We start from the raw sequence: 20738 nt of genomic DNA on the forward strand, positions 1-20738 counted from the left end.
CCGGCCGCACTCGCGCCCAGTTGTTGAATTCATCGTCCTCCCGATCACGCGCGGCGCACGTTGGTGCGTCCGCGCACCGCGTCCTTGTCATCCATGTCTTCCTCCGACACCCATTCCGCCGCGCCGCTCACCCCGGGCAGGGAGCGCGCCCTGCTGTGGCTGCTCGCGCTGACCCAGTTCACCATCATCGTCGACTTCATGGTGATGATGCCGCTGGGACCGCAGATCATGCATGCCTTCTCCATCACGCCGGCGGCCTTCGCGGCGGCGGTATCGGCCTATTCCTGGTGCGCCGGCATTTCCGGCCTGCTGGCGGCGACCTATGTGGACCGGTTCGACCGCCGCACGATGATGCTGGTGGTCTACGCGCTCTTCGCGCTGTCCAACCTGGTCTGCGCGATGGCGACGAACTATCACGCGCTGCTGCTGTCGCGCGCCTTCGCCGGCCTGACGGGCGGCGTATTGAACTCCGTGCTGCTCGCGATCATCGGCGACGTCATTCCTCCGCAGCGCCGCGGCGCCGCGATGGGCCTGGTAATGACTTCGTTCTCGCTGGCGGCCGTGGCGGGCGTACCGCTGGGCGTGGTCCTGGGCGCGCACTACGGCTGGAGTTCGCCGTTCTTCGAACTGGTCCTGCTGTCGGGCCTGATCTGGGCCGGCGCGTGCAAGGTGGTGCCCACCCTGACCGCGCACATCCGCATTCCGCCCGTGCCGCTTTCCCGGACGCTGCCGGAACTATGGTCCTTGTTGCGCGAGCCGTCGCACGTGCGCGGCTTCATCCTGACGGCCATCGTCATGGGTTCGCACATGCTGATCGTGCCCTTCATCTCGCCGACCTTCGTGGGCAACCTGGGCGTGGAGCCGGAGAATATCTCGCTGATCTACATGGCGGGCGGCTTCGCCACCTTCTTCACGTCGCGCCTGGTCGGCAGGCTTTCCGATCGCTACGGCAAGCGCCGGGTATTCCAGGTGGCCGCGCTGTGTTCCCTGCCGCCGGTCCTCTTCATCACGCATCTTCCACAGTTGCCGCTGTGGTGCCTGATCGTCCTTTTCCCCTTCTTCATGGTATCGGGAAATTCGCGCATGATTCCGGTCCAGGCGCTGCTGACCACCGTTCCGGAACCGCGCCGGCGCGGCGCCTTCATGAGCGTGAATTCGGCGGTGCAGCAGATCGCCACGGGCACCGGCGCGTGGATCGGGGGTTTGACGCTGAGCACTTCCGACACCGGGCGGATTTCCGGCTACGGCGTGAACGGGTGGCTGTGCTGCGCCTGCATCGTCCTTGCGATGTGGTGGATAGGCAGGGTGAGCCCTTACGCCGCCATGTCCAAAGGGCAGGCCGTTGCGCCCGCGACCTGAGGCGGGCGGAGAGTCCGCCCGCGCCTGCCTGGCGCGAGACGATCGCGTGGCCAGGCAGGCCGGCCTCGCCCTTGCAGCGTCGCCCTTGCAGCGTCCGCCTGTGCGGCCTGGCTTGGCCGCGCCAGGCCAGGCCGCCCTACTTGCAGCCCGCGACGCAGAGCCCCTTTGCATCGAAGGCCATCGTCCGGCCCGACAAGGGCACATGCACCGGCACGTGCACGGCCTTGACGAAGGCCTCGGTCTTGCTGCCTGGCCGGATCTTGCCATTGACGGTGCCCACCTCGTTGGCGTGCGAGGGGATGACCGAGGCGGGCTTGACCAGGCTGTTGACGATATAGGCGGCCTCGCGCGGCCCCGTGGTAAAGCCGTCGCCCATGTTCATCACCACGAGCTTGGCGTGGTACAGGTCGCGGACGACGAACTCCTGGTCGGCGAGCACTCCTGTATCGCCTGACAGGTAGGCCACCAGGCCGTTGCTGAACGTCAGCACGTAGCCCGTGGCCGGCCCGACATCGCCGGCGATGCCGGCATCCTTCATCTGCTTGCCCAGATCGCCGCCGATGAGATCCGGGTCCAGGCCGTTGCTATGCAGCGCGGCCACCGTGGCGATGCGCACGCCGCCGATCACCACGCTGCCGCCGAAGCGCGCCAGGACGGCATTGGCGGGGTCGCCGCCATTGGCCTTCAGCTTGGCGGCGAAGAACGGCGGCATTTCGCTGCCCGTGACGATCTTCGATTGCTTGGCCAGCGCGATATTGACGGCATTGGTGTTGGGCACGTCGGAGACCGACACGTCCGGCTTTTCGCAACTGCCGGAATTGGGCGCCTTGTTGTGGGCATTGCCCACGTGATCGCCATGCATGTGGCTGACCAGGATGATATCGATCTTGCCCAGGCGGGGATCGCCGGCGCCCGCGACGGTGCGGCCCGGGTCGTAGAGGATGCGGGTGCCATTGGGATCCTCGAAGACCAGGGCGCGATCCTGTGGGCAGAATTCACCGTCGATGCCGCCCAGCGGCGTGACGCGCACATTCCTGGAATCCGGCGAGGCGGCGACGGCCGGAAGGGTGGAAGCCAGGGTCAGCGCAGCAAGGAATACCGTGAGGGGTTTCATGTAGGGCTCCGTACGGGACACGCTCAGGACAGCTCAAGGACACGCTCAAGGGCACGCTCAAGGGCACGCACAAGGACACGCTCAGGGGAACACGCAAGGACAGCCGGGCACAGACAACCGCCGCGCTAGTCTAGCTTCGCCCGTCCTGGATTGCCATGCGGAATTCGCAGTATGCGGGGCATCTTGGGCGGCCCAATTGGTAGCCGGGATGGTGAGGGGACCAACTGGTCGCCATGGCGCCGGCGCCCCGTTCCGCCCGTTTGATGGTCGCGGTAGTATCGGGGCACCGGCGCGGGGCCGACGGCATCGCCGCGGCGCGTCCGGCGCAACGGGCGTTCGACCTTGGGAGCTATCACATGGATCTGGGTATCAAGGGCAAGTCGGCCCTCGTGTTCGGCGGCAGCCGGGGAATGGGGCGGGCCTGCGCGCGCCAGCTGGCGCTGGAAGGCGTGCGCGTGACGCTGGCGGCCCGCACACCGGCGACGCTGGCTGCCGCGGCCGACGAGATCTCCCGCGAGGCCGGCCTGCCCGTCGGCTGGGTGGCTGCCGACCTCACCCTGGACGCGGGCCGTTCGGCGGCCCTCGCGGCCTGCCCGGCGCCCGATATCCTGGTCAACAATGCCGATGGCCCCTTGCCCGGAGACTTCCGCGACTGGGAGCGCCAGGACTGGCTGGACGCGCTCGATGCCATGATGCTGGGCCCCATCGACATGATCCGCCGCACGGTCGACGGCATGATCGCGCGCCGGTTCGGCCGCATCGTCAACATCGTGTCGCGCAGCGTCAAGGCGCCGCATGCCGAACTGGGCTTGTCCAACGGCGCCCGTGCCGGCCTGGTCGGCTTCGTCGCCGGTCTGGCGCGGCAGACGGCGCGGCACAACGTCACCATCAACAACCTGCTGCCCGGGGCCTTCGCCACCGACGCGCAGGTTCGCCATATCCGAGGCCTGTCCGAGCAGACCGGCAAGCCGTTCGACACCCTCTGGGAAGAGCGCGCCCGCGCCAACCCCACCGGCCGCTATGGCCAACCCGAGGAACTGGGCGCCCTGTGCGCCTACGTATGCTCGGCACACACCGGCTACATGACGGGGCAGAACATCATGATGGACGGTGGCGGCTACCCGGGCACGTTCTAGACCCCTCCAAGGGATCAGCTCGGCGGCGCGGGATATCGGCCATGTCCGGGGCGCTGCCTTCCAAAGCCGCCTATCGTTTCCGTGGAGCCAAGATGGGCAGCCACGCACTATTCGAGCTTGATGTTGGCCTCCACGACCACGGTGTGCCACTTGTCGATTTCCGCCAGCAGCGCGCGATTGAACTCCTCCGGCGAACTGCCTACCGTTTCGATGCCGTCCTCCGCCAGGCGCGCCTTCAAGGCGGGATCCGCCAGCACCTTGACGATCGCCGCCTGCAGTGTGCGGATGATGGGCTCGGGCGTGCCGCGCGGCGCCAGGACGCCATGCCAGGCCGATGCCTCGTAGCCCGGCACGCCGGCTTCGGCGACCGTGGGTACGTCGGGTAGCAGGGGCGACCGCTTGGCGCCGGTGACGGCCACCGCCTTGACGTTCTTCGCCTGCGCTTGCTTGGACGCAGAGGCCGCGTCGCCGAAGGTCATGTCGACGGTGCCGCCGACCACATCCAGCAGGGCCGGGCCGGCGCCCTTGTAGGGCACCGCGTTGATGGAAATCCCCGCTTGCCGCATGAACAGTTCGATGGCAAGGTGCGCCGAACTTCCCTGGCCCGCCGTGGACACGGTCAGCGTCCCGGGCTGCCGTTTCGCCAGCGCGATCAGTTCCTTCAGGTTATCGACCGGCAATTGCTTCTTCACGGCAACGACGTACGGGTAGCGGGTCAGTTGCGTCACCGGCGCGAAGTCCTTGCGCGCATCATAAGGAAGCTTGCTGTACACCGACGGGTTGATGGCGTTCGGGCCGCTCTGGCCCAGCAGCAAGGTATAGCCATCGGGCTCGGCCTTGGCCACCGCATCCGTTCCGATGATGCCGCCCGCGCCCCCGCGGTTGTCGATGATGAATGCCTTGCCCAGCTGCTCGCTCACGCCCTTGAAGACCAGCCGCGCCACGATGTCCGCGCCGCCTCCGGCCGCGAACGGCACGATGACCCGGACCGGGCGTTCCGGATATGCCGCATGGGCGACGCTCGCGCCCAGCAGGGCTGCCGCGCACAGCGCGAGGCGTGGCAGCAGGCCGCCGCCGTTTCTTGAAAAACCGTACATCGATCGTCTCCGTGCTTGCTTTATGGCTTTGCTTTGTTCTTGGTTCTTGATCCGCCCTTCGTCCCGTCGCGCGCATGCGGACACATGAGCCAACCAGCGCGCAAAGACAGGCTACTTGGCGCCAGCCGCTTTCCCCCGCACCTCCACGCCAACTTCCTCTTCGACGTAGCGGATGATCTCGGTCATGTCCGCATCGTTGCCGAACTTGTCGCGCGCATCGTTCAACAGACGACGCGCGGCGTCACCCACGCGCAGCTTCATCCCCAGCTGCTCGCTCTCCTCAAGGCACAGGCGCACGTCCTTGGCCGACAGGCCCAGCGCGAAACCGAAATCGAACTTGCGGGTAAGCACGAAGCGCGGAATCTTGTCTTCGGACGCATTGCTGCGGCCGGAGCCCGCATTGATGATCCGCAGCATGATGTCCGGATCCAGGCCGGCCTTCACGCCCATGACCAGCAGTTCGGACGTGACGCTCAGCGCGGTGACGGAAATCAGGTTGTTGATGACCTTCATGGTCTGCGCCATGCCGGGCTTCTCGCCGACGTGGACGGATTTTCCCAGGACGCCCAGCACCGGTTGCAGCGCCTCGAAACTGGCACGCGGGCCGGAGACCATCAACGCCAGCGTGCCCTTACCCGCGCCCGCAACGCCGCCGCTCACGGGGCAATCGATGCTCTCGATCCCGTGCCTGGCCAGGCCCTCGGCCAACGCGCGCGCCGCCTGCGATCCGCTGGTGGACAGGTCGACCACGGTACGCACGGCCTTGCCTAGTGCCAGGCCTTCATCGCCCAGGGCGACCGCCAGGACGATGTCCGGCGTCGGCAGGGATACCAGCACCGTCGCCGCCGCGTCGGCCACTGCCTTCGGCGAGGCGGCGATGCTCGCCCCCTTGGCCGCCAGCGAGGCCAGGGCGGTCGGCTGCGTGTCGTGAATGGTGACCTTGTATCCGGCATTCAGCAGCCGCTCCACCATCGGGGCGCCCATGCGTCCGATGCCCACAAAACCCAGGTGCATATCCGTCGTCATTGAAGTCTCGCTCTCTTCGTTTTTCCAGGGAGAAGGCGGGGCGACCCGCCTCCTGTTTCCATCCGGCCCATCCAAATACAATAGGATTGTATTATAGTAATACGAATGGCGATGGCAACAGGAAGACCCATCGCCGCGGTTCAACCCTGGGAGAAAAGAGCATGGCAATGAGGCCGGAGTTTCAGTCCGAACAATTCAAGAAAGGCCTGGAAGTGCGTCGCGCCGTCGTCGGAGACGCCTATGTGAACAAGTCGCTGGACAGCGCCGATGACCTGACGGCCCCTTTGCAGAAGCTGGTCACGGAATACTGCTGGGGGGATGTCTGGACGCGGCCCGGACTGGAACGCAAGACCAGGAGCTTCCTGAACCTGGCGATGCTGATCGCCTTGAATCGGCCGAATGAGCTGCGCCTGCACATGCGCGGCGCGATCAACAATGGCATCACCAAGGCCGAGATCGTGGAGGTGGTGCTGCAGGCGGCCATCTATTGCGGCGTGCCCGCTTCGCTCGATGCCATGAAAGCGGCACGCGAAGTCATTGCCGAGATGGAAAAAGAGGGTCCGGTCGCCTGATCCGGACCGGGGCGCGCGGGGACGAACGCCGCGCCGCCCGCTACGTCACCGCTATTTATTGCACGGCGGCGGGCTGCGCCGCCAGCGATTCGCGGAGTATCGCTATCGCGACATTGGCGGCGTTGCGCACATGCAGGCTTCCGGCGGCCCGGGCCGCCTTGCCGTCGCGCGCCTCCAGCGCCTGCATCAGCACGGACAGCTCCGCGATACTCTGCTTGGCGCGGCCGGGCGCCTGCATGGACGTCGAGCGCAACAGCATGATGCGGGAGTTCAGCAGCCGCAGCGTGGTCATCAGCGCTTCATTGCCCGCGCCATCCAACAGGCACTGGTAGAACGCATTCTTGCTGGCGATCTGTTCAAGGGCGGTGCCGCGCGGCCAGCTACGCTTGAGCGCCTGGAAGGTCTCGCGCAACTCCGCGAGCTGGGCATCCGACGCGGATTCGGCGAACAGCTGACAGGCCAGGCCTTCAAGTTCCTCGCGTACCTGGTATATGCCCCGCGCCTGTTCCGGCGTCACTCGCGCGACCTCGGGCCCGCGATGCGGGATCACCACGATGAGCCCTTCGGATTCCAGCTGCCGCAGCGCCTCGCGCACCAGGGTGCGGCTGACGCCGGTCATCTCGCAAAGCTCGCGCTCGGGCAGGCGCTCACCAGGACTGAAGCGGCCAACGAGGATCGCATTACGGATACTGTCCGTGACGCGGTGGCGCAGCACCGAAGCAACGCGTTCGACCTTGAAATCGTCTTGTGTCTCTGCGTGAGAAGTCATGCGTCTTTAGGGAAAGTATGGTCCGGCGATCGATGGACGTGCCAGGACGGCTGCAAAACGTCCGCTTTGAATCATCCGCTTTGAATCATCTGGAAGCCGATAGTTTAGCCGGCAAATCCACGAGTCCCCGCGCGTCCTCCCATAACGTATAAGGCGCGCCTTGCGCATGCGCCGGCACACGACTAAGATCACTCAATCATACAATCCTCTAATAATACCCAAAACAAGTCGTGTGCAGACATGGCGGACATCATGAAAACCACAGCACCCTCTTCCGCTGAAGCCGCAAGTGCAAGCGCCAGCGCGACACTTGCCCGTTTCGTTGCCGACCATCCATGGCAGGACGTGCCGGAGCGCGTGCGCCATGCCGCATGCCGTGCCTTGTTGAATTTCTTCGCGGCCGCCCTTTCCGCCGCCCGCACGCCGACGATAGACGCTGCCCTGCGCACCTTTTCGCGCTTTTCGGGCCCATCACAGGCCAGCCTGGCGGGCCGTGCCGAGCGCGTGGACATGCCCACCGCCGCGGCGCTCAATGCCATGGCGGCGAATCTCTACGACTTCGACGACACGCATCATCCCACCATCATCCACCCCACGTCGCCGATCGCGCCGGCGCTGTTTGCCCTGGCCGAGACGCGTCCCCTGAGCGGCCAGCAGCTGCTGCACGCCTTCGTCCTGGGCGTCGAGGCCGCCTGCCGCATCGGCAATGCCATCTCGCCGGAGCATTACGCGCGCGGCTGGCACATCACGTCGACCTGCGGCGTCTTCGGCGCCGCGCTGGCCAGCGCGCGCTGCCTGGGACTGGACGCGGCGCGGAACGTCCACGTCATCGGCGCGGCCGCGGTCCAGGCGGGCGGACTGGTGGAAACGTTGGGTACGGCGGTAAAGAGCATCAGCGTGGGCAATGCGGCGCGCAATGGCCTGTTGTCCGCCTTGCTGGTCCAGGAGGGGCTGGACGGACCTGCCCAGCCCCTCGAAGGCGAACGCGGTTTCCTGCGCGTCGTGGGCGAAGCCCCCCGCCTTGGCGAGGTCACGGAAGGCCTGGGCGAACGGTGGGAGCTGCTGAAGAACGCCTACAAACCCTATCCTTGCGGCGTCGTCCTGAATCCCGTCATCGACGCCTGCCTCGAACTCGCGCAGGCGCCGGCGGTCGCGGAAGGCGGCTGGCGCCGCATTGCATCCATCGAACTGCGGGGCCACCCCCTGCTCAGGCAGCGCACCGATCGTCCATCGATTTCGAGCGGCCGGCAATCGCAAGTCTGCGCCCAGCATGCGGTGGCGGTATCGCTGGTCCGCGGTCGCGCGGGTCTCGCGGAGTTCTCGGACGAAGCCGTGGCCGATCCCGACCTCCGGGCATTGGGGTCGCGTGTCGTGTTCCAGGACGACGCCGCCATGTCCGTGGACGCCGTCCAAGTGCGCATCGATTTCCCGGACGGCCAGGTGTTGCGGCGCGAGATATCCACGCCGCGCGGCTCCCTCGCCCGTCCGCTGGAAGACCACGAAATCGAGCAGAAGCTGCGGGAACTGAACCGCTACGGCGGCGCCGGCATCGACGCCGACCGGCTGATAGAAGCGGTGTGGTCGTTGGAGCGGGCCCCCGATGCGTCCCTTCCCATGCGCATGGCCGCGCGTGCGGAACGTGCGGAAGGTGAGGAACGCCATCCATGATTCCATGATGGATTACCGAGGAGACATAGCGTGATAAGAAAAATATTGTGCGGCATGGCCACGGTACTCTTGTTCGCCGGCATGGCAAGGGCGGAATATCCGGACAAGGCCATCCGCCTTGTCGTGCCTTTCGCGGCGGGCGGCGGGGTGGATGTCCTGGCGCGCCCCTTCGCCAAGGAATTGGGCCAGATCCTGGGCCGCGGCGTGGTCGTGGAAAACAAGGCCAGCAACACGGGCCAGATCGGCGCCACCGACGTGGAACGCGCCGCACCGGACGGCTATACCCTGTTGCTGACCTCCGCGGCATTCGCGACGACGCCAGCGTTCTATCCAGACGTTCCCTATCATCCCGTCAAGGGTTTCGCGGCCGTCACCATCCTCGCCGCGGCGCCCCAGGTGCTGGTGGCTAGCAACAAATTCAACGCGTCCTCCCTCGCGGAAGTCGTCGCCAAGGCGAAACGGTCGGAAAAGATGAATTTCGCGTTGAGCGGCAGCACCGGGATACAGTCGCTGGCCACCGCGATGCTGGCGCAGCAGGCCGGCGTTTCCTTCATGAAAATTCCCTACAAGGGCGCGGGCGCCGCCTTCGTCGACCTGATCAGCGGCGAGGTGGACCTGATGATAGACAATCCCGCGTCGTCGCTGGTGCACGTCAGGTCCGGCAAGCTGCGCGTATTGGCCACGACAGGAAGCAAGCGCATGGCCATCCTGCCCGACGTTCCCACCGTGGCGGAGCTGTACCCGGGCTTCGAGGCTAAGAATTGGTTCGTGCTCGCCGCGCCGGCAGGCACGCCCGCGACCGTGATAGAAAAACTGAACGCCGCGGCGAGAACGGCGATGAATTCGCCCGCGCTGCAGGAAATGCTTGCGCGCGACGGCATGGACCTGGTGTCGAACAGTCCCGCCGAAGCGTCCAGCCTGGTGGCGTCCGAAGTACAGAAATGGGCCACGCTGGTCAAGCAACTCGACCTGCGCGCGGAATGAAAAAAGGCATCGAGGCGTCTTCGATGACGCCATCGATGCCGCAAGCCTGACGGGCAGGCACCGGCTGGAGCGACGCTCGAAGGGCGGCGCCCCCATGCTGGCGCCCTCCCTTCGCGGGCGTCATCCTTTCCGCCGGGCCCTCAACGCATGGGCGAATAATCCGTCGGCGCGAGAAACATATTCTCGATACGCTCGACAATGGCCTTTTCCGCTTCGCTGGCGGCGCGCTTGGCGATCCATTCCGGATCGGCCTGGAAGGCATTCCACTTGCGCTCCCGCTCTTCCATGTTTTCCCATTCCAGCATATAGGTCAACGCATGGTTGCTCGGGCCGACCAGTGTCGTCCAGAAACCGACGGCACGAATGCCGTGCTTCTTGAAGAAGTCCAGCGTGGTCCCGGAGAAGCGCTCGTGCAGCGCGGGCAGTCGCCCCGGCAGGCAATGGTAGATGCGTGTTTCGATGATCATGGTGGGGTCCTTGCTGCTTGGTACAGGACTCAGCGTCCCGCCTGGGCGTACTCGGGCTGCGGCAGTTCTTCCTGCCAGTCGGCCTTGCCCAGCGAAATAGCCAGGTGCGCCATGAAGGTATCGGCGGCCGCGCCATGCCAATGACGTTCGTTGGGCCGTATCCAGACCACGTCGCCCTGGCGGATTTCCTGGGGCTCCGAACCCTCGGAACAGATCCAGCCGCGTCCGGCGGTCACGTGCAGGACCTGGCCATACTCGTGGGCATGCCAGAACGTGCGCGCGCCCGGGGAAAAGAAGACGTGATTAATACCCACGTTGTCCTGGGTCGGCATGACCGGGTCGGCCCAGACGACGCCGGTGAAGGTGGGACCGCGCTGTTCCGAAGGCCTGCCCTCGTCCCGGCCGTGAAATACTTGCATGGCACTACTCCTTGGTTGAAACGCCATTCAAACGAACGCCGCCCGACACATCGCCGATGGCGTCCACCACACGATTGCTGATCTGGTCGCCATAGCCCAGCGCGGTGGCCAGGCCAAAGCAGGCCGCCGGACCCGCGGCGTTCAGCGACGCCACGCCCAGTTCGCGGACCATGTCCACATACAGCACCACATCCTTGGTCATTAGCTTACTGGTCAAACCGCCTTCCAGGTAGTCGCCGTCGACGATGAAGGGAAAGCGCTTGAGCGACGCGAAATTCACCCCGCTGCTGCTGTTGATCACATCCAGCAGGCGATGCAGGTCCAGTCCCGCCTTCTTGCCGGCCACCATGACCTCGGCGGTCGCCGCCAGGCTGACCGCGTTCAGGAAATTGTTCAACAGTTTCGTCACGTGCCCGGCGCCGCTGCCGCCCATCGTCACCACCTTGGCGCTGATCGGCGCGAACACCCAGTCCAGCGCTTCGATGGCCCCCGCGTCGCCGCCCACCATCAAGGTCAGCGCGCCCTTTTCCGCCGCGGCCGCGCCGCCGGATATGCCGGCGTCGACATAGCGCACGCCAGCCGCCGCGAAGCGCGCGTTCAGGCGCACGGTCGAGCTGGCCGCCGCCGTGCTGAGGTCGACCACGATCTGGCCGGGGCGGCAGTTCTCCAGCAATCCGCCGGCGCCCTCGACCACCGCCTCCACCACCTTGCTGTCAGGCAGCGACAGCAGCACGACATCGGCGCCGCCCACGACGTCTCCTATCGTCGAAGCCGCCTCGGCCCCGGCCGCGGCGGCGCGCGCCGCGTCGGTGTCATAGCCCAGCACCGCGATACCGGCGTCGACCAGGCGGCGCGCCATGCGTCCGCCCATATTGCCCAGGCCTATGAATCCGACCCTGTCCTTGTTCATTTTCCGTCTCCCTTCCCCGCGCCCGTCTCGGTCTCATACGCCCGGATGGCCTCGGAGGCGATGCGAAACGCCGCCAGCCCCAGGGGTACGCCGCAGTAGACCGCCGCCTGCATCAGCACGGCGCGGATTTCCTCCCTGGTCACTCCGTTGCGCAAGGCGCCCCGCACATGCACGCCCAGTTCGTGATGTTGGCTGGTCGCCGTGAGCATCGCCAGGTTGATGATGCTGCGCGTCTTGAACGGCAGCGCGTTGTCCCCCCAGATCTCGCCCCAGCAGTATTCCGTCACCAGCTGCTGCATGGGCCGGTTGAAGTCGTCGGCGGCCGCCCACGACCGCTCCACGTGATCCGCCCCGAGGACCGTCTTGCGATTCTCGAAACCCTCGGCAAACCGCTCGGACTGATGCATTACATGACCTCCAACGTCATCGATGCGCCGCCGCGGAAAGCAGCGGCGGAAAATCGCCTACTTGCCCGGCCAGATGGGCTGCGCGATGGCCTGGGCCTCCGGAAACACGGTGACCGGCACGCCGTCCTGCCACTGGATGACCGTGAGCGTCGCGCCGACGCGATGCCCCGCCTCGTCGAACTTGAGCACGCCGCCGGGGAAATACGGGCTGGGACCGTCGTCCAGCGTATGCATCGCCCGGCCGACCGCCTCCCGGTCCGCCTTGCCGGCGCGTTCCAGCGCCGCCTTCATGATCCACATATCGCCATAGGTGGAGATGGCGTTCTGCGTCATCCAGGGTTCGTTGTATTCCGTCTTCATGCGCTTGATGAGCGCTTCCTGGCCCTTGGCGCCCCAATTCCCCACGGCCGACATGACGCCATTGAGCAAGGCCGGGCTGACCGTCTTGACCACTTCGGGCTCGGCGATGGCGATGCCGAAGGAAATCACCGGCACCTTCACATTGGTCTCGTTCATCTTCTCCAGTATCAACTTGGCATCGGAAATAACCGTGGGCAGGAAGAACAACAGGTCGGGACGGCGCGAGCGCACCCGCTGGATCAGGGACGAGGCATCGGCCAGCGGCGGCGTGAAGGTCTCGTCGACGACAAGCTCCAAGCCGTTCTTCTTCAACAGGCCATCCTTCAGCGCCTTCACGGTGGACAACGAAGCCGCCGTGTTGTCGGTCACGATGGCCACGGTCTTGGGGCGTTTGCCGGAGGCCTTCTGCGCCAGTTCGAGTATGCTGGGCAAGGCGATATCGGCCTGCTTGCCGGCCGGCGCCGAGGTCTGGAAAACGTACTTGAACCCCCGCGACGTGATCAGGTCCGAATACGACAGCGTCAACATCGGCAGCCTGGCCCGCTCCGTCACTTCGGTGGCCGCCAGCGTGAAGGAGCTCAGGTAAGCGCCCGTCGCGGCGACCAGGTTGGGATAGTCGGCCACCATGCGCTCCGCAGCGCTCTTGGCCTTTTCGGTGGAGTCCCCGGAATCCACCACCACCAGTTTCAGCTTGGCGCCGTCCAGTGCCTTGATGCCGCCCTGGTCGTTGATATCCTTGATGCCCATCTCGGCGCCCATGCGCATGACCTGGCCATAGCGTGCATAGATGCCCGACATGGGCGCGATGAGCCCCACGCTGACGGGCGCCGGCTCGGCCCCGGCGGGCCCGGCCAGCAGCAGGCTGGCCCCCAGGGCCATGCCGATGAGACTGAAAAACGCGGATGTCTTCTTCATGTCGATCTCCTCGCCCTTTCCGCCTTGTTCCAGGCGGCTTGTGTGCTACATCCCAAGATATGCACGGCGAACACGGTCGTCCGCCTGCAGCGTCTGATGCGTGCCTTCCAGCACCACGCGCCCGGTTTCCAGAACGTAGCCCCGGTCGGCGTATTGCAGCGCCTCCGCCACCCGCTGCTCCACCAGCAGGATGGTCAGGTTCGTCTCCCGGCGAATATCCATCAGGCGTTCGAAAATGAAATCGGCGACGGCGGGCGCCAGTCCCATCGACGGTTCGTCCAGCATCAACAGGCGCGGCGACGATGCCAGGCCCCGCCCTATCGCCACCATCTGCTGTTCGCCTCCGGACAAGGTGCCCGCGAGCTGCCGCCCGCGCTGCTTGAGGACGGGGAACCAGGCATGGATGCGTTCCAGGTTGCGCGCCCAGTCCCGCCGTCCCGCCTCGGTATAGGCGCCCATCTCCAGGTTCTCGAACACGCTCATCGACGCGAATACCTGCCGTCCCTCGGGCACGTGGGCGATGCCCAGGTGCGGTCGCCGGTCGATGGGCACGGCCAGCAGGTCCCGGCCATCGAACCGGATGCTGCCCGCGCGCGCCGCCACGCTGCCGGAAATGGTCTTGAACAAAGTGCTCTTGCCCGCGCCGTTGGGACCGACGACGGACACGAACATGCCCTCGCCCACTTCGATCGATACGCCCTTGAGCACCGGCACGGCGGAATAGCCGGCCTCCAGCCGGTCGATTTCAAGCAGCATGTTGCGCGCTCCACTTCTTGCCCAGGTAAGCCTGCACCACCCGCGGGTCCTGGGTGATCGATTGCGGATCGCCCCGGGTGAGCACCTGGCCATGGTCCAGCACCAGGAACTCGTCCACCAGGCGCACCATGGTCTGCATCGTGTGCTCGATGATGACGACCGTGATGCCTTCGGCCGAGAGCTTGCGGATGGCGTCGACGATGTCCTCCACTTCGCCATGCCCCAGGCCGGCCAGGGTTTCGTCGAGCAGGAGCAGCTCGGGCTGTCCCGCCACCGCCCGGGCCAGCTCCATCAGGCGCAACTCGCGCGTGGTGAGCAGCGCGGCGACCTTGCCGGCGCAATCGGACAGGCCGACGCGCGCCATCGCCTGCGCCGCCAATTCCTGCGCCTGCGCCTCGTCCTTGGCACGCACGTACGCGCCCACCTTGACGTTCTGCGCCACCGTCAATCGCATGAAGGGCCGCATCACCTGGAAAGTGCGTCCCACGCCCGCCGCGCACAGCACGTGCGGCTTGCGCCCGGCCATGTCCACGCCATTGACCATCACCTTGCCCGTGTCCGGCCGCAGGAAGCCGTTGAGCAGGTTGAACAGCGTGGTCTTGCCCGCGCCGTTGGGACCGATGATGCCCAGGATCATGCCTCGCCGCACCGAGAAGCTGACGTCCTGCACGGCCTTGAGCCCGCCGAAGCTCCGCGACACGGATTGCACGTCCAGGATGATGTCCCCGGCGGCAGCCGTGGGCCTGTGCAGGCGGACCAGCCTCGCGGCGACGTCGGCGACGTCAGCGTCGGCCTGGCCGCCGACGGCGGCGGGCCCGACGCCGTCGGCCGGATGCGCAGGCGCGGCAGCAGGGGCGCCGAGCGCCAACTTGCGGCGCTGCAAGGTATCGCGCAACTTCCAGAACACGCCTTCCGGCGCCATCAGGATCACCCCGATGATGGCAAGGCCCAGGATCACGCCCTGGATGCCCGGATAGGTGGAGCCCAGCTCGGCATGCAGGAGTTCGCCCAGCGGCACCAGGATGGCCGCGCCGATGATGGGCCCCCACACCGATCCCACGCCGCCGAACATCGACACGGTAAGCGCCTGCGCCGACACCAGCATGCCGAACACGGACACCGGCGTCACCACCAGCAGCACGACGGCGTAGAAGGCGCCCGTGGCGCCCGCGATGGCGCCGCTCAGCGCGATCGCGCGCAGCTTCCAGCGCAGCGTGTCGATACCCGCGGCCTCGGCGGCCGCCTCGTTCTGCTTGATGGCGATCAGCGCCATGCCGAAGCGCGTGCGCTCCACGCGCAGGGTGATCGCCACGAATACCAGCAGCAGGACCAGTCCGACCACGGTGTAGTAGCGCCGGTCGCTGAACTGCATGTACAGCCCCGGGTGTTCGCGCTGCATCGGAAAAGTGACTTCCTGCAGGCCCAGCCATTCGAACACATACAGCAGGGCCAGCGGATACGCCAGCATGGCCAGCGCGAAGTAGTGTCCGCGCAGGCGGAACGTGGGCAGGCCCACCAGGACGCCGGCCACCGCGCCTATGATGGCGGCCAGGGGCAGCATCACCCAGGGCGACAGGCCCAGGTGTATCTGCCCCAGCACCGCCGCGTAGGCGCCCAGGCCGAAGAACGCGGCATGGCCGAACGACACCAGGCCGGTGTAGCCGCTCAGCATGTTCCATGACAGCCCGAAGCAGGCCCACACCAGTACCAGCGTGAAAATCAGTTGATGGTAGGCATTGCTCACCAGCAAGGCGGCGGCCAGGTAGATCGCCGCGACCAGCAGCAACACCAGGGAAGTCGGCAGTCGTTTCATCAGGTGCGCTCCGAAACCCGGCCGAACAGCCCTTGCGGCCGCAGCATCACGATCAGCAGGAAAAACACGAAGATCGCCGCGTTCTGCAACTGCATCGGCAGCACCAGCGACGACAGCTGCTGCACCAGGCCGATCACCATGCCGCCCCAGAACGCGCCGAGGATGCTGCCTATGCCCCCCAGCACCACGCCGGCATACATGATGATCACGTACTCCAGGCCCACGAAGGGATGGAAGGGAAAATTGGTCGCCAGCAGGCCGCCGGCCAGCGCCGTCACGCTGGTTCCCAGGGCAAACGCGATGCGGTACGAGCGATTGACGTCGATGCCCATGTAGGACGCGGCGACCGGATTGTCGGCCGAGGCGCGCAGGGCCTTGCCCAGGCGGCTGCGCGCGATCACAACGCCCAGCGCCACGATCGCGGCCACCGAGATCAAGGCGGCGACGGCGCGTCCCTTGTTGGCGAATACGCTGACATAGTCGCCCCACAGCGGACCGATCTCCCAGGCGCTGCTGGACAGGGGCGTGCGCAGCGACACCAGTTGCGGGCCGAACACCATCATGCCGCCGTTCTGCAGAATCAGGGCGATGCCCAGGGTCAGCACCAACTGGGCATAGTGGCCGTCGCCGTCGAGCGTGGCCCCGCGCCGCCCCGTGACGCGGGAAATCAGGAGCCGGTGCGCCAGGTACCCCACCGCATACATGACGGGCACGGCCAGCAGCACGGAGACATAGGGGACCAGCGCGGCGCCCGCCAGCCAGTGCGCGCCCAGCAGGATGAAGAAGTAGTACGTCACGTACATGCCGAGCATCATGAAATCGCCCTGGGCGAAATTGATGACGCGCATGATGCCGAAGATCATCGCCAGCCCGACGCACATCAATCCATACAGGCCGCCCACCAGGATGCCGGCGGTGAGCGCCTGCAGGAAGGCTTCGAGCTGGATTTGCAGTCCGGTCATTTCCATCGTGGCAAGCCCTTTCCCGGTTCCCGGGTCTGTGCCGCATGCGGCCGCGCTTGTGGCCGCTTCAGTAGCCTTGGACGGTCATCGCGCCGTCCACCTTGAGCGTGATGCCGGCCACCGTCGCGCTGGCCTCGGACGCCAGGAACACCGCGACGCCGGCGATATCGGCCCCGGTGGCCAGCCGGTTCAAGGGCGTGCGGGCACGCCGCTTGGCCCAGCCTTCCTCGGAGATCACGGAGCTCGCGCCCGGCGTGACCACCGGCCCGGGCGCCAGGGCGTTGACGCGGATGCCATGGGCGCCCAGTTCCACCGCCTGCTGCCGGGTCAGCGTGTCCAGCGCCCCCTTGATGGCGCTGTATACCGCGGCGTTGGTGATCGACACCGACACCGCGACGGACGACAGGTTGATGACGGCGCCGCCGCCGCGCGTCACCAGGTGCGGCGTGGCGGCCTGCAACGACCACAGCGCGCCCTTCAAGCCGACGTCTATCATCCGGGACACCTTGTCCTCGGGCATGTCCGCCAGCGGCGCGTAGTAGAAATAGGCCGCGTTGTTCACCAGGATATCCAGCCCGCCCGACTCGGCCACATAGGCGTCGACCACGCGTCGCACTTGCGCACGGTCGGACACGTCGCAGGGCAACGCCCGGGCCCCCGGCAGTTCCTGCTCGGCCTCGGCCAATGCCCGCGCGTCGATGTCGACCAATCCGACCTTGGCGCCCTCGCGGACGTAGGCGCGGGCGATTTCCCGGCCGATGCCGCCAGCCCCGCCGGTGATGATCGCGACCTTTCCTTCCAGCACTCCCATACCGCCTCCTTTGCGCATGCGCGTATCGCCTGTGCCTGCGTCTCACCGGGCACGCCCGTCGCGGCGCCGTCGATATCGATTTGTTCCCGGCCACGCTTTATTTTTGTACTATAGACTGATTGTATGATTGAATGCTTGAAGATTTGCGGCTTTGGTCCGGGTTTTTATTTGAGGATTTACCCTGAGTCCTGATGGCCTGAAGTCCTGGAATCCCGACCGCGGTCCCAGGGCATCGACAATGAAGCGCCGCCGGCGCACCGCCCCACAACAAGGAGACAACCGTGAGCAACGCCACCCCGCACACCCCCGGCCCGTTCGAGGTCTATGCCATCCGCTATGCGCATCACGCCAACCGGCGCGCCTCGGACAACTACCTGGGCACCGTCGACTTCCATGACGCCGCGTCCGGTCTCGACTACTTCGTCTGGGTGCTGCGTCGCGGACAGGAGGTCTATCTCGTCGACACGGGCTTCGGCGAAGAAGCCGCCACCCAGCGCGGCCGCGAACTGCTGATGCGCCCCGCCCAGGGCCTGGCGTTGCTCGGCATCGACGCCGCCGCCATACGCGACATCATCATTACCCACATGCACTACGACCACGCCGGCACGCTGGGCGACTTTCCGGCCGCCACCCTGCACGTGCAGGACGCCGAGGTTTCCTACGCCACCGGCCGCTGCATGTGCCACGCGCCCATGCGCCACCCTTACGACGTCGAAGACGTGGTCACCTTCATCCGCAAGCTGTACGCGGAACGCGTCAAGTTCCACCGCGGCACCGCCGAGCTTGCGCCCGGCCTGTCGCTGCACCTGGTGGGTGGGCACACCGCCGGCCTGCAGATCGTGCGCGTCTGGACGCAGCGCGGCTGGGTGGTGCTGGCGTCCGATGCCTCCCACCTGTACGGCAACATCGGGCGCAATGCCCCCTTTCCGCTGGTGCACAACGTGGCCGACATGATGGAGGGCTACGCCATCGTGCGGGCCATGGCCGACTCCGACGCCCATATCGTGCCGGGCCATGACCCGCAGGTGATGCAACGCTATCCCGCGCCGTCCGTGCAGCTCCAGGGCAAGGTCGTGCGGCTGGACGTCGCGCCGTCCGCATGATCCCGTCCGGGGGTCCGGCTCGCCGGGCCCGCCAGGGCCGATCGTGCCCACCCTGCCGACCGTGCCCGGGGCCGGTCGGCACCGTTGTCGCTTACTTCTTCGCACGCACTTTCACACCGGCCCAGTCTTCCACGACGCGGGCCACGTCGGCGTAGTCCGCGTCCTGGCCGCGAATGGCGGTGGTCATCACCAGCATCTCGCGCACGGAGGATCCCACCACCATGGGCACACCGCGCAGTTCGGCCTCTTCCAGGCACAGGCGCACGTCCTTGTGCGCCAGGCGCGCCGCGAATCCAACGTTAAACGTGCCGGTCAATACCGCCTTGGGGAATTTCTCCATGGTGGCGGAGTTGCGTCCCGAACCGGCATTGATGACATCGATCATGACGCTAGGATCCAGCCCCGCCTTCACGCCCAATACCATGGCCTCCGACGTAATGGCCACCGCGGTCGCCGACAGCAGGTTGTTCGCCAGCTTCATCACCTGGGCCTGGCCGGCCTCGGCGCCCAGGTAGAACGGCTTGCCGAAATTGCCCAGCACCGGCGTCAGTTGCTCATAGCGCGCGGGCGGGCAGGCCGCCATGATGGCCAGCGTGCCGCGCTCGGCGCCGGACACGCCACCGCTGATGGGCGCATCGACGTATTCGATGCCTTGCGCCGCCAGGATCTCGAAGGCGCGCCGGGCGGCCGCGGGACCGATGGTCGACAAGTCCACCACGCACTTGGCGCGGCTCGCCCGCGCGAGGCCATGCTCGCCGCCCAGCACCTTCTCCACCACCTTGCCGTCGGGCAGGCTGAGGAACACCACGTCGGCCGCGTCGCCCACCGCCCGCGCGCTATCGTGCGCGACGGCGCCGCGTGCCGCCAGCTTCTGCGTGGCGGCGGGATTGCTGTCCGTCACGTGCAGCGCAAGGCCGGCGTCGAGCAGGCGTCCCGCCATGGGGCCGCCCATATTGCCTAGTCCAATGAATCCATAGATCGTGTCGCTCATCGTTATCCTCGAATGAAAGAGTTCGCCGCGCCTGGGCGCGACGGTGGTTCAACGGGCCTCCAGGCCTATTTTCCTGGCCAGCTCGGCAAATTGCTTCTGGTCGCGCTTCAGGGTATTCGTGAAGCCGGCGGGACTGCGCTCCTCCGGTGACGGAACCTGCGCGGCCAAGGTGTCGATGCGGGCGCGGAAATCCGGCGTCTGCACCGCCCGGGACACCGCGTCGGCCAGTTTGGCCACCACGTCCCTGGGCATGTCCTTGGGTCCGACCAGCCCATTCCAGATCTGCAGGTCGAACTGCGGCACGCCGCCTTCGGCGAAGGTCGGCACATCCGGCATCTGCGGCAGGCGTTCCTTGGCGGCCACCGCGATGGCCTTGACCTGCTTGCCTTTGTGCAGGGGCAGCATGGTGACCGTCTGGTCCAGCACCGCCTGGATGGTGCCCCCCATCAGGTCGGTGATGGCGGGACCCGAACCACGGTACTGGATCAGGTCCGCCTTTACGCCGGCCATTTGCAGGAACAGGGCCTCGGCCAGATGGGCGGTAGTGCCGGGGCCGCCCGAACCGAAGTACAGCTTGAGCTTGCCGCTGCGCATGCCCGCCAGCATGGAAGGAAGATCCTGGATGCCGCTCTGGTTGCTCACGCTCAGCACCATGGGAACGTTGGCGACCGTGCCGACCGCCGTCGTGTCCTTCACGATGTCCAGGCCGGCCTTGGGATAAAGCAAGGGGATCAGCACCATGGACTGGTTGCTGAACATCAGGGTGTAGCCGTCAGGCGCCGAGCGGGCCAGCCGCTGGAAGCCCAGCAGACCGCCGGCGCCGGTGACGTTTTCCACCACGAAGGTACTGTTCGTGACCTTCCCCAGTTCGGTGGCCAGCAGGCGGGCCAGCGCATCCAGGCTGCCGCCGGGCGCCACGCCCACGATGATGGTGACGGGCCTGGACGGAAAGCTGTCGTCCGCCACGGCGGCATGGGCCAGCCCCAGGCACAAGGCGATGCTGGCAAGCGCGGATGCGATGCGTCGTTTCATACTGTCTCCTCTCCTCGCGTAATGGCGTAGTGGCGTAGTGGCGTAGTGGCGTAATGCCGTAATCGCC

The 20738-nt window shown here is 66.4% G+C and carries 21 protein-coding genes; 6 read left to right on the forward strand and 15 right to left on the reverse strand.

Going from position 1 to position 20738, the window contains the following annotated elements; all coding sequences use genetic code 11:
* Positions 1–93: 93 nt before the first annotated feature.
* The gene (locus C7R54_RS23085; RefSeq protein WP_129152942.1) at positions 94–1359 is read left to right on the forward strand and encodes an MFS transporter; all 1266 of its coding nucleotides are present in this window, start codon (positions 94–96) and stop codon (positions 1357–1359) included.
* 136 nt (positions 1360–1495) lie between these two features.
* Here the strand turns inward: C7R54_RS23085 and C7R54_RS23090 are convergent, their stop codons facing one another.
* Positions 1496–2473: an MBL fold metallo-hydrolase gene (locus C7R54_RS23090; protein WP_129152944.1), complete on the reverse strand. Its 978-nt coding sequence runs from the start codon at positions 2471–2473 to the stop codon at positions 1496–1498.
* A 356-nt stretch (positions 2474–2829) separates the two neighbouring features.
* Here C7R54_RS23090 and C7R54_RS23095 point away from each other — a divergent pair, with 356 nt between their 5' ends.
* A complete protein-coding gene (locus C7R54_RS23095; RefSeq protein WP_129152946.1) occupies positions 2830–3609 on the forward strand; it encodes an SDR family oxidoreductase in 780 nt (259 codons plus the stop codon).
* Positions 3610–3716: 107 nt separating this feature from the next.
* Here C7R54_RS23095 and C7R54_RS23100 read toward each other — a convergent pair whose 3' ends face one another.
* Together C7R54_RS23100 and C7R54_RS23105 are read right to left on the reverse strand one after the other, a co-directional pair.
* Positions 3717–4706, reverse strand: coding sequence for a Bug family tripartite tricarboxylate transporter substrate binding protein (locus C7R54_RS23100; RefSeq protein ID WP_129152948.1), 990 nt, complete (start codon positions 4704–4706; stop codon positions 3717–3719).
* A gap of 111 nt (positions 4707–4817) precedes the next feature.
* Positions 4818–5732, reverse strand: a complete 915-nt coding sequence (locus C7R54_RS23105) for an NAD(P)-dependent oxidoreductase (protein WP_129152950.1) — start codon at positions 5730–5732, stop codon at positions 4818–4820.
* A 161-nt stretch (positions 5733–5893) separates the two neighbouring features.
* On the opposite strand from C7R54_RS23105, the gene pcaC reads away from it, so the two are divergent.
* Positions 5894–6304 (forward strand): 4-carboxymuconolactone decarboxylase, encoded by a 411-nt coding sequence (gene pcaC / locus C7R54_RS23110; RefSeq protein WP_129152951.1) that lies wholly within the window; start codon positions 5894–5896, stop codon positions 6302–6304.
* A 55-nt stretch (positions 6305–6359) separates the two neighbouring features.
* Here pcaC and C7R54_RS23115 read toward each other — a convergent pair whose 3' ends face one another.
* The gene (locus C7R54_RS23115; protein ID WP_129152953.1) at positions 6360–7073 is read right to left on the reverse strand and encodes a GntR family transcriptional regulator; all 714 of its coding nucleotides are present in this window, start codon (positions 7071–7073) and stop codon (positions 6360–6362) included.
* Positions 7074–7325: 252 nt separating this feature from the next.
* Between C7R54_RS23115 and C7R54_RS23120 the strand changes: the two genes are divergently transcribed.
* Positions 7326–8741 carry an MmgE/PrpD family protein gene (locus C7R54_RS23120; RefSeq protein ID WP_129152954.1) on the forward strand — a complete coding sequence of 472 codons (1416 nt, stop codon included), beginning with the start codon at positions 7326–7328 and terminating at the stop codon, positions 8739–8741.
* A gap of 30 nt (positions 8742–8771) precedes the next feature.
* The gene (locus C7R54_RS23125; RefSeq protein ID WP_240039674.1) at positions 8772–9725 is read left to right on the forward strand and encodes a tripartite tricarboxylate transporter substrate binding protein; all 954 of its coding nucleotides are present in this window, start codon (positions 8772–8774) and stop codon (positions 9723–9725) included.
* 140 nt (positions 9726–9865) lie between these two features.
* Here C7R54_RS23125 and C7R54_RS23130 read toward each other — a convergent pair whose 3' ends face one another.
* From C7R54_RS23130 to C7R54_RS23170, 9 genes are all read right to left on the reverse strand, one after another.
* Positions 9866–10192 carry an NIPSNAP family protein gene (locus C7R54_RS23130; RefSeq protein WP_129152956.1) on the reverse strand — a complete coding sequence of 109 codons (327 nt, stop codon included), beginning with the start codon at positions 10190–10192 and terminating at the stop codon, positions 9866–9868.
* A 29-nt stretch (positions 10193–10221) separates the two neighbouring features.
* Entirely contained in the window at positions 10222–10611 is a 390-nt protein-coding gene (locus tag C7R54_RS23135) for a cupin domain-containing protein (protein ID WP_129152958.1), read from the reverse strand.
* Positions 10612–10615: 4 nt separating this feature from the next.
* Complete coding sequence (locus tag C7R54_RS23140) at positions 10616–11521, reverse strand: NAD(P)-dependent oxidoreductase (RefSeq protein WP_129152960.1); 906 nt, start codon at positions 11519–11521, stop codon at positions 10616–10618.
* Positions 11518–11928, reverse strand: a complete 411-nt coding sequence (locus C7R54_RS23145; RefSeq protein ID WP_129152962.1) for a carboxymuconolactone decarboxylase family protein — start codon at positions 11926–11928, stop codon at positions 11518–11520. The genes C7R54_RS23140 and C7R54_RS23145 overlap by 4 nt, the downstream gene beginning before the upstream one ends.
* 57 nt (positions 11929–11985) lie before the next feature.
* Complete coding sequence (locus tag C7R54_RS23150; protein WP_129152964.1) at positions 11986–13203, reverse strand: ABC transporter substrate-binding protein; 1218 nt, start codon at positions 13201–13203, stop codon at positions 11986–11988.
* A 45-nt stretch (positions 13204–13248) separates the two neighbouring features.
* Positions 13249–13956, reverse strand: a complete 708-nt coding sequence (locus C7R54_RS23155; protein ID WP_192903729.1) for an ABC transporter ATP-binding protein — start codon at positions 13954–13956, stop codon at positions 13249–13251.
* Entirely contained in the window at positions 13949–15772 is a 1824-nt protein-coding gene (locus C7R54_RS23160; RefSeq protein ID WP_129152968.1) for a branched-chain amino acid ABC transporter ATP-binding protein/permease, read from the reverse strand. The genes C7R54_RS23155 and C7R54_RS23160 overlap by 8 nt, the downstream gene beginning before the upstream one ends.
* The gene (locus C7R54_RS23165) at positions 15772–16734 is read right to left on the reverse strand and encodes a branched-chain amino acid ABC transporter permease (protein ID WP_129152970.1); all 963 of its coding nucleotides are present in this window, start codon (positions 16732–16734) and stop codon (positions 15772–15774) included. The genes C7R54_RS23160 and C7R54_RS23165 overlap by 1 nt, the downstream gene beginning before the upstream one ends.
* 67 nt (positions 16735–16801) lie before the next feature.
* Positions 16802–17545, reverse strand: coding sequence for an SDR family NAD(P)-dependent oxidoreductase (locus tag C7R54_RS23170; protein WP_129152972.1), 744 nt, complete (start codon positions 17543–17545; stop codon positions 16802–16804).
* 281 nt (positions 17546–17826) lie between these two features.
* On the opposite strand from C7R54_RS23170, the gene C7R54_RS23175 reads away from it, so the two are divergent.
* Positions 17827–18648, forward strand: a complete 822-nt coding sequence (locus C7R54_RS23175) for an N-acyl homoserine lactonase family protein (RefSeq protein WP_129152974.1) — start codon at positions 17827–17829, stop codon at positions 18646–18648.
* A gap of 91 nt (positions 18649–18739) precedes the next feature.
* On the opposite strand, the gene C7R54_RS23180 is transcribed toward C7R54_RS23175, so the two are convergent.
* Both C7R54_RS23180 and C7R54_RS23185 read right to left on the reverse strand, forming a co-directional pair.
* Positions 18740–19639, reverse strand: coding sequence for an NAD(P)-dependent oxidoreductase (locus C7R54_RS23180; RefSeq protein ID WP_129152976.1), 900 nt, complete (start codon positions 19637–19639; stop codon positions 18740–18742).
* Positions 19640–19687: 48 nt separating this feature from the next.
* Positions 19688–20671, reverse strand: coding sequence for a Bug family tripartite tricarboxylate transporter substrate binding protein (locus C7R54_RS23185; RefSeq protein WP_129152977.1), 984 nt, complete (start codon positions 20669–20671; stop codon positions 19688–19690).
* Between the last annotated feature and the right edge of the window lie 67 nt (positions 20672–20738).

The organism is Achromobacter aloeverae, from assembly GCF_004121055.1.
Taxonomy (GTDB): domain Bacteria; phylum Pseudomonadota; class Gammaproteobacteria; order Burkholderiales; family Burkholderiaceae_B; genus Bordetella_C; species Bordetella_C aloeverae.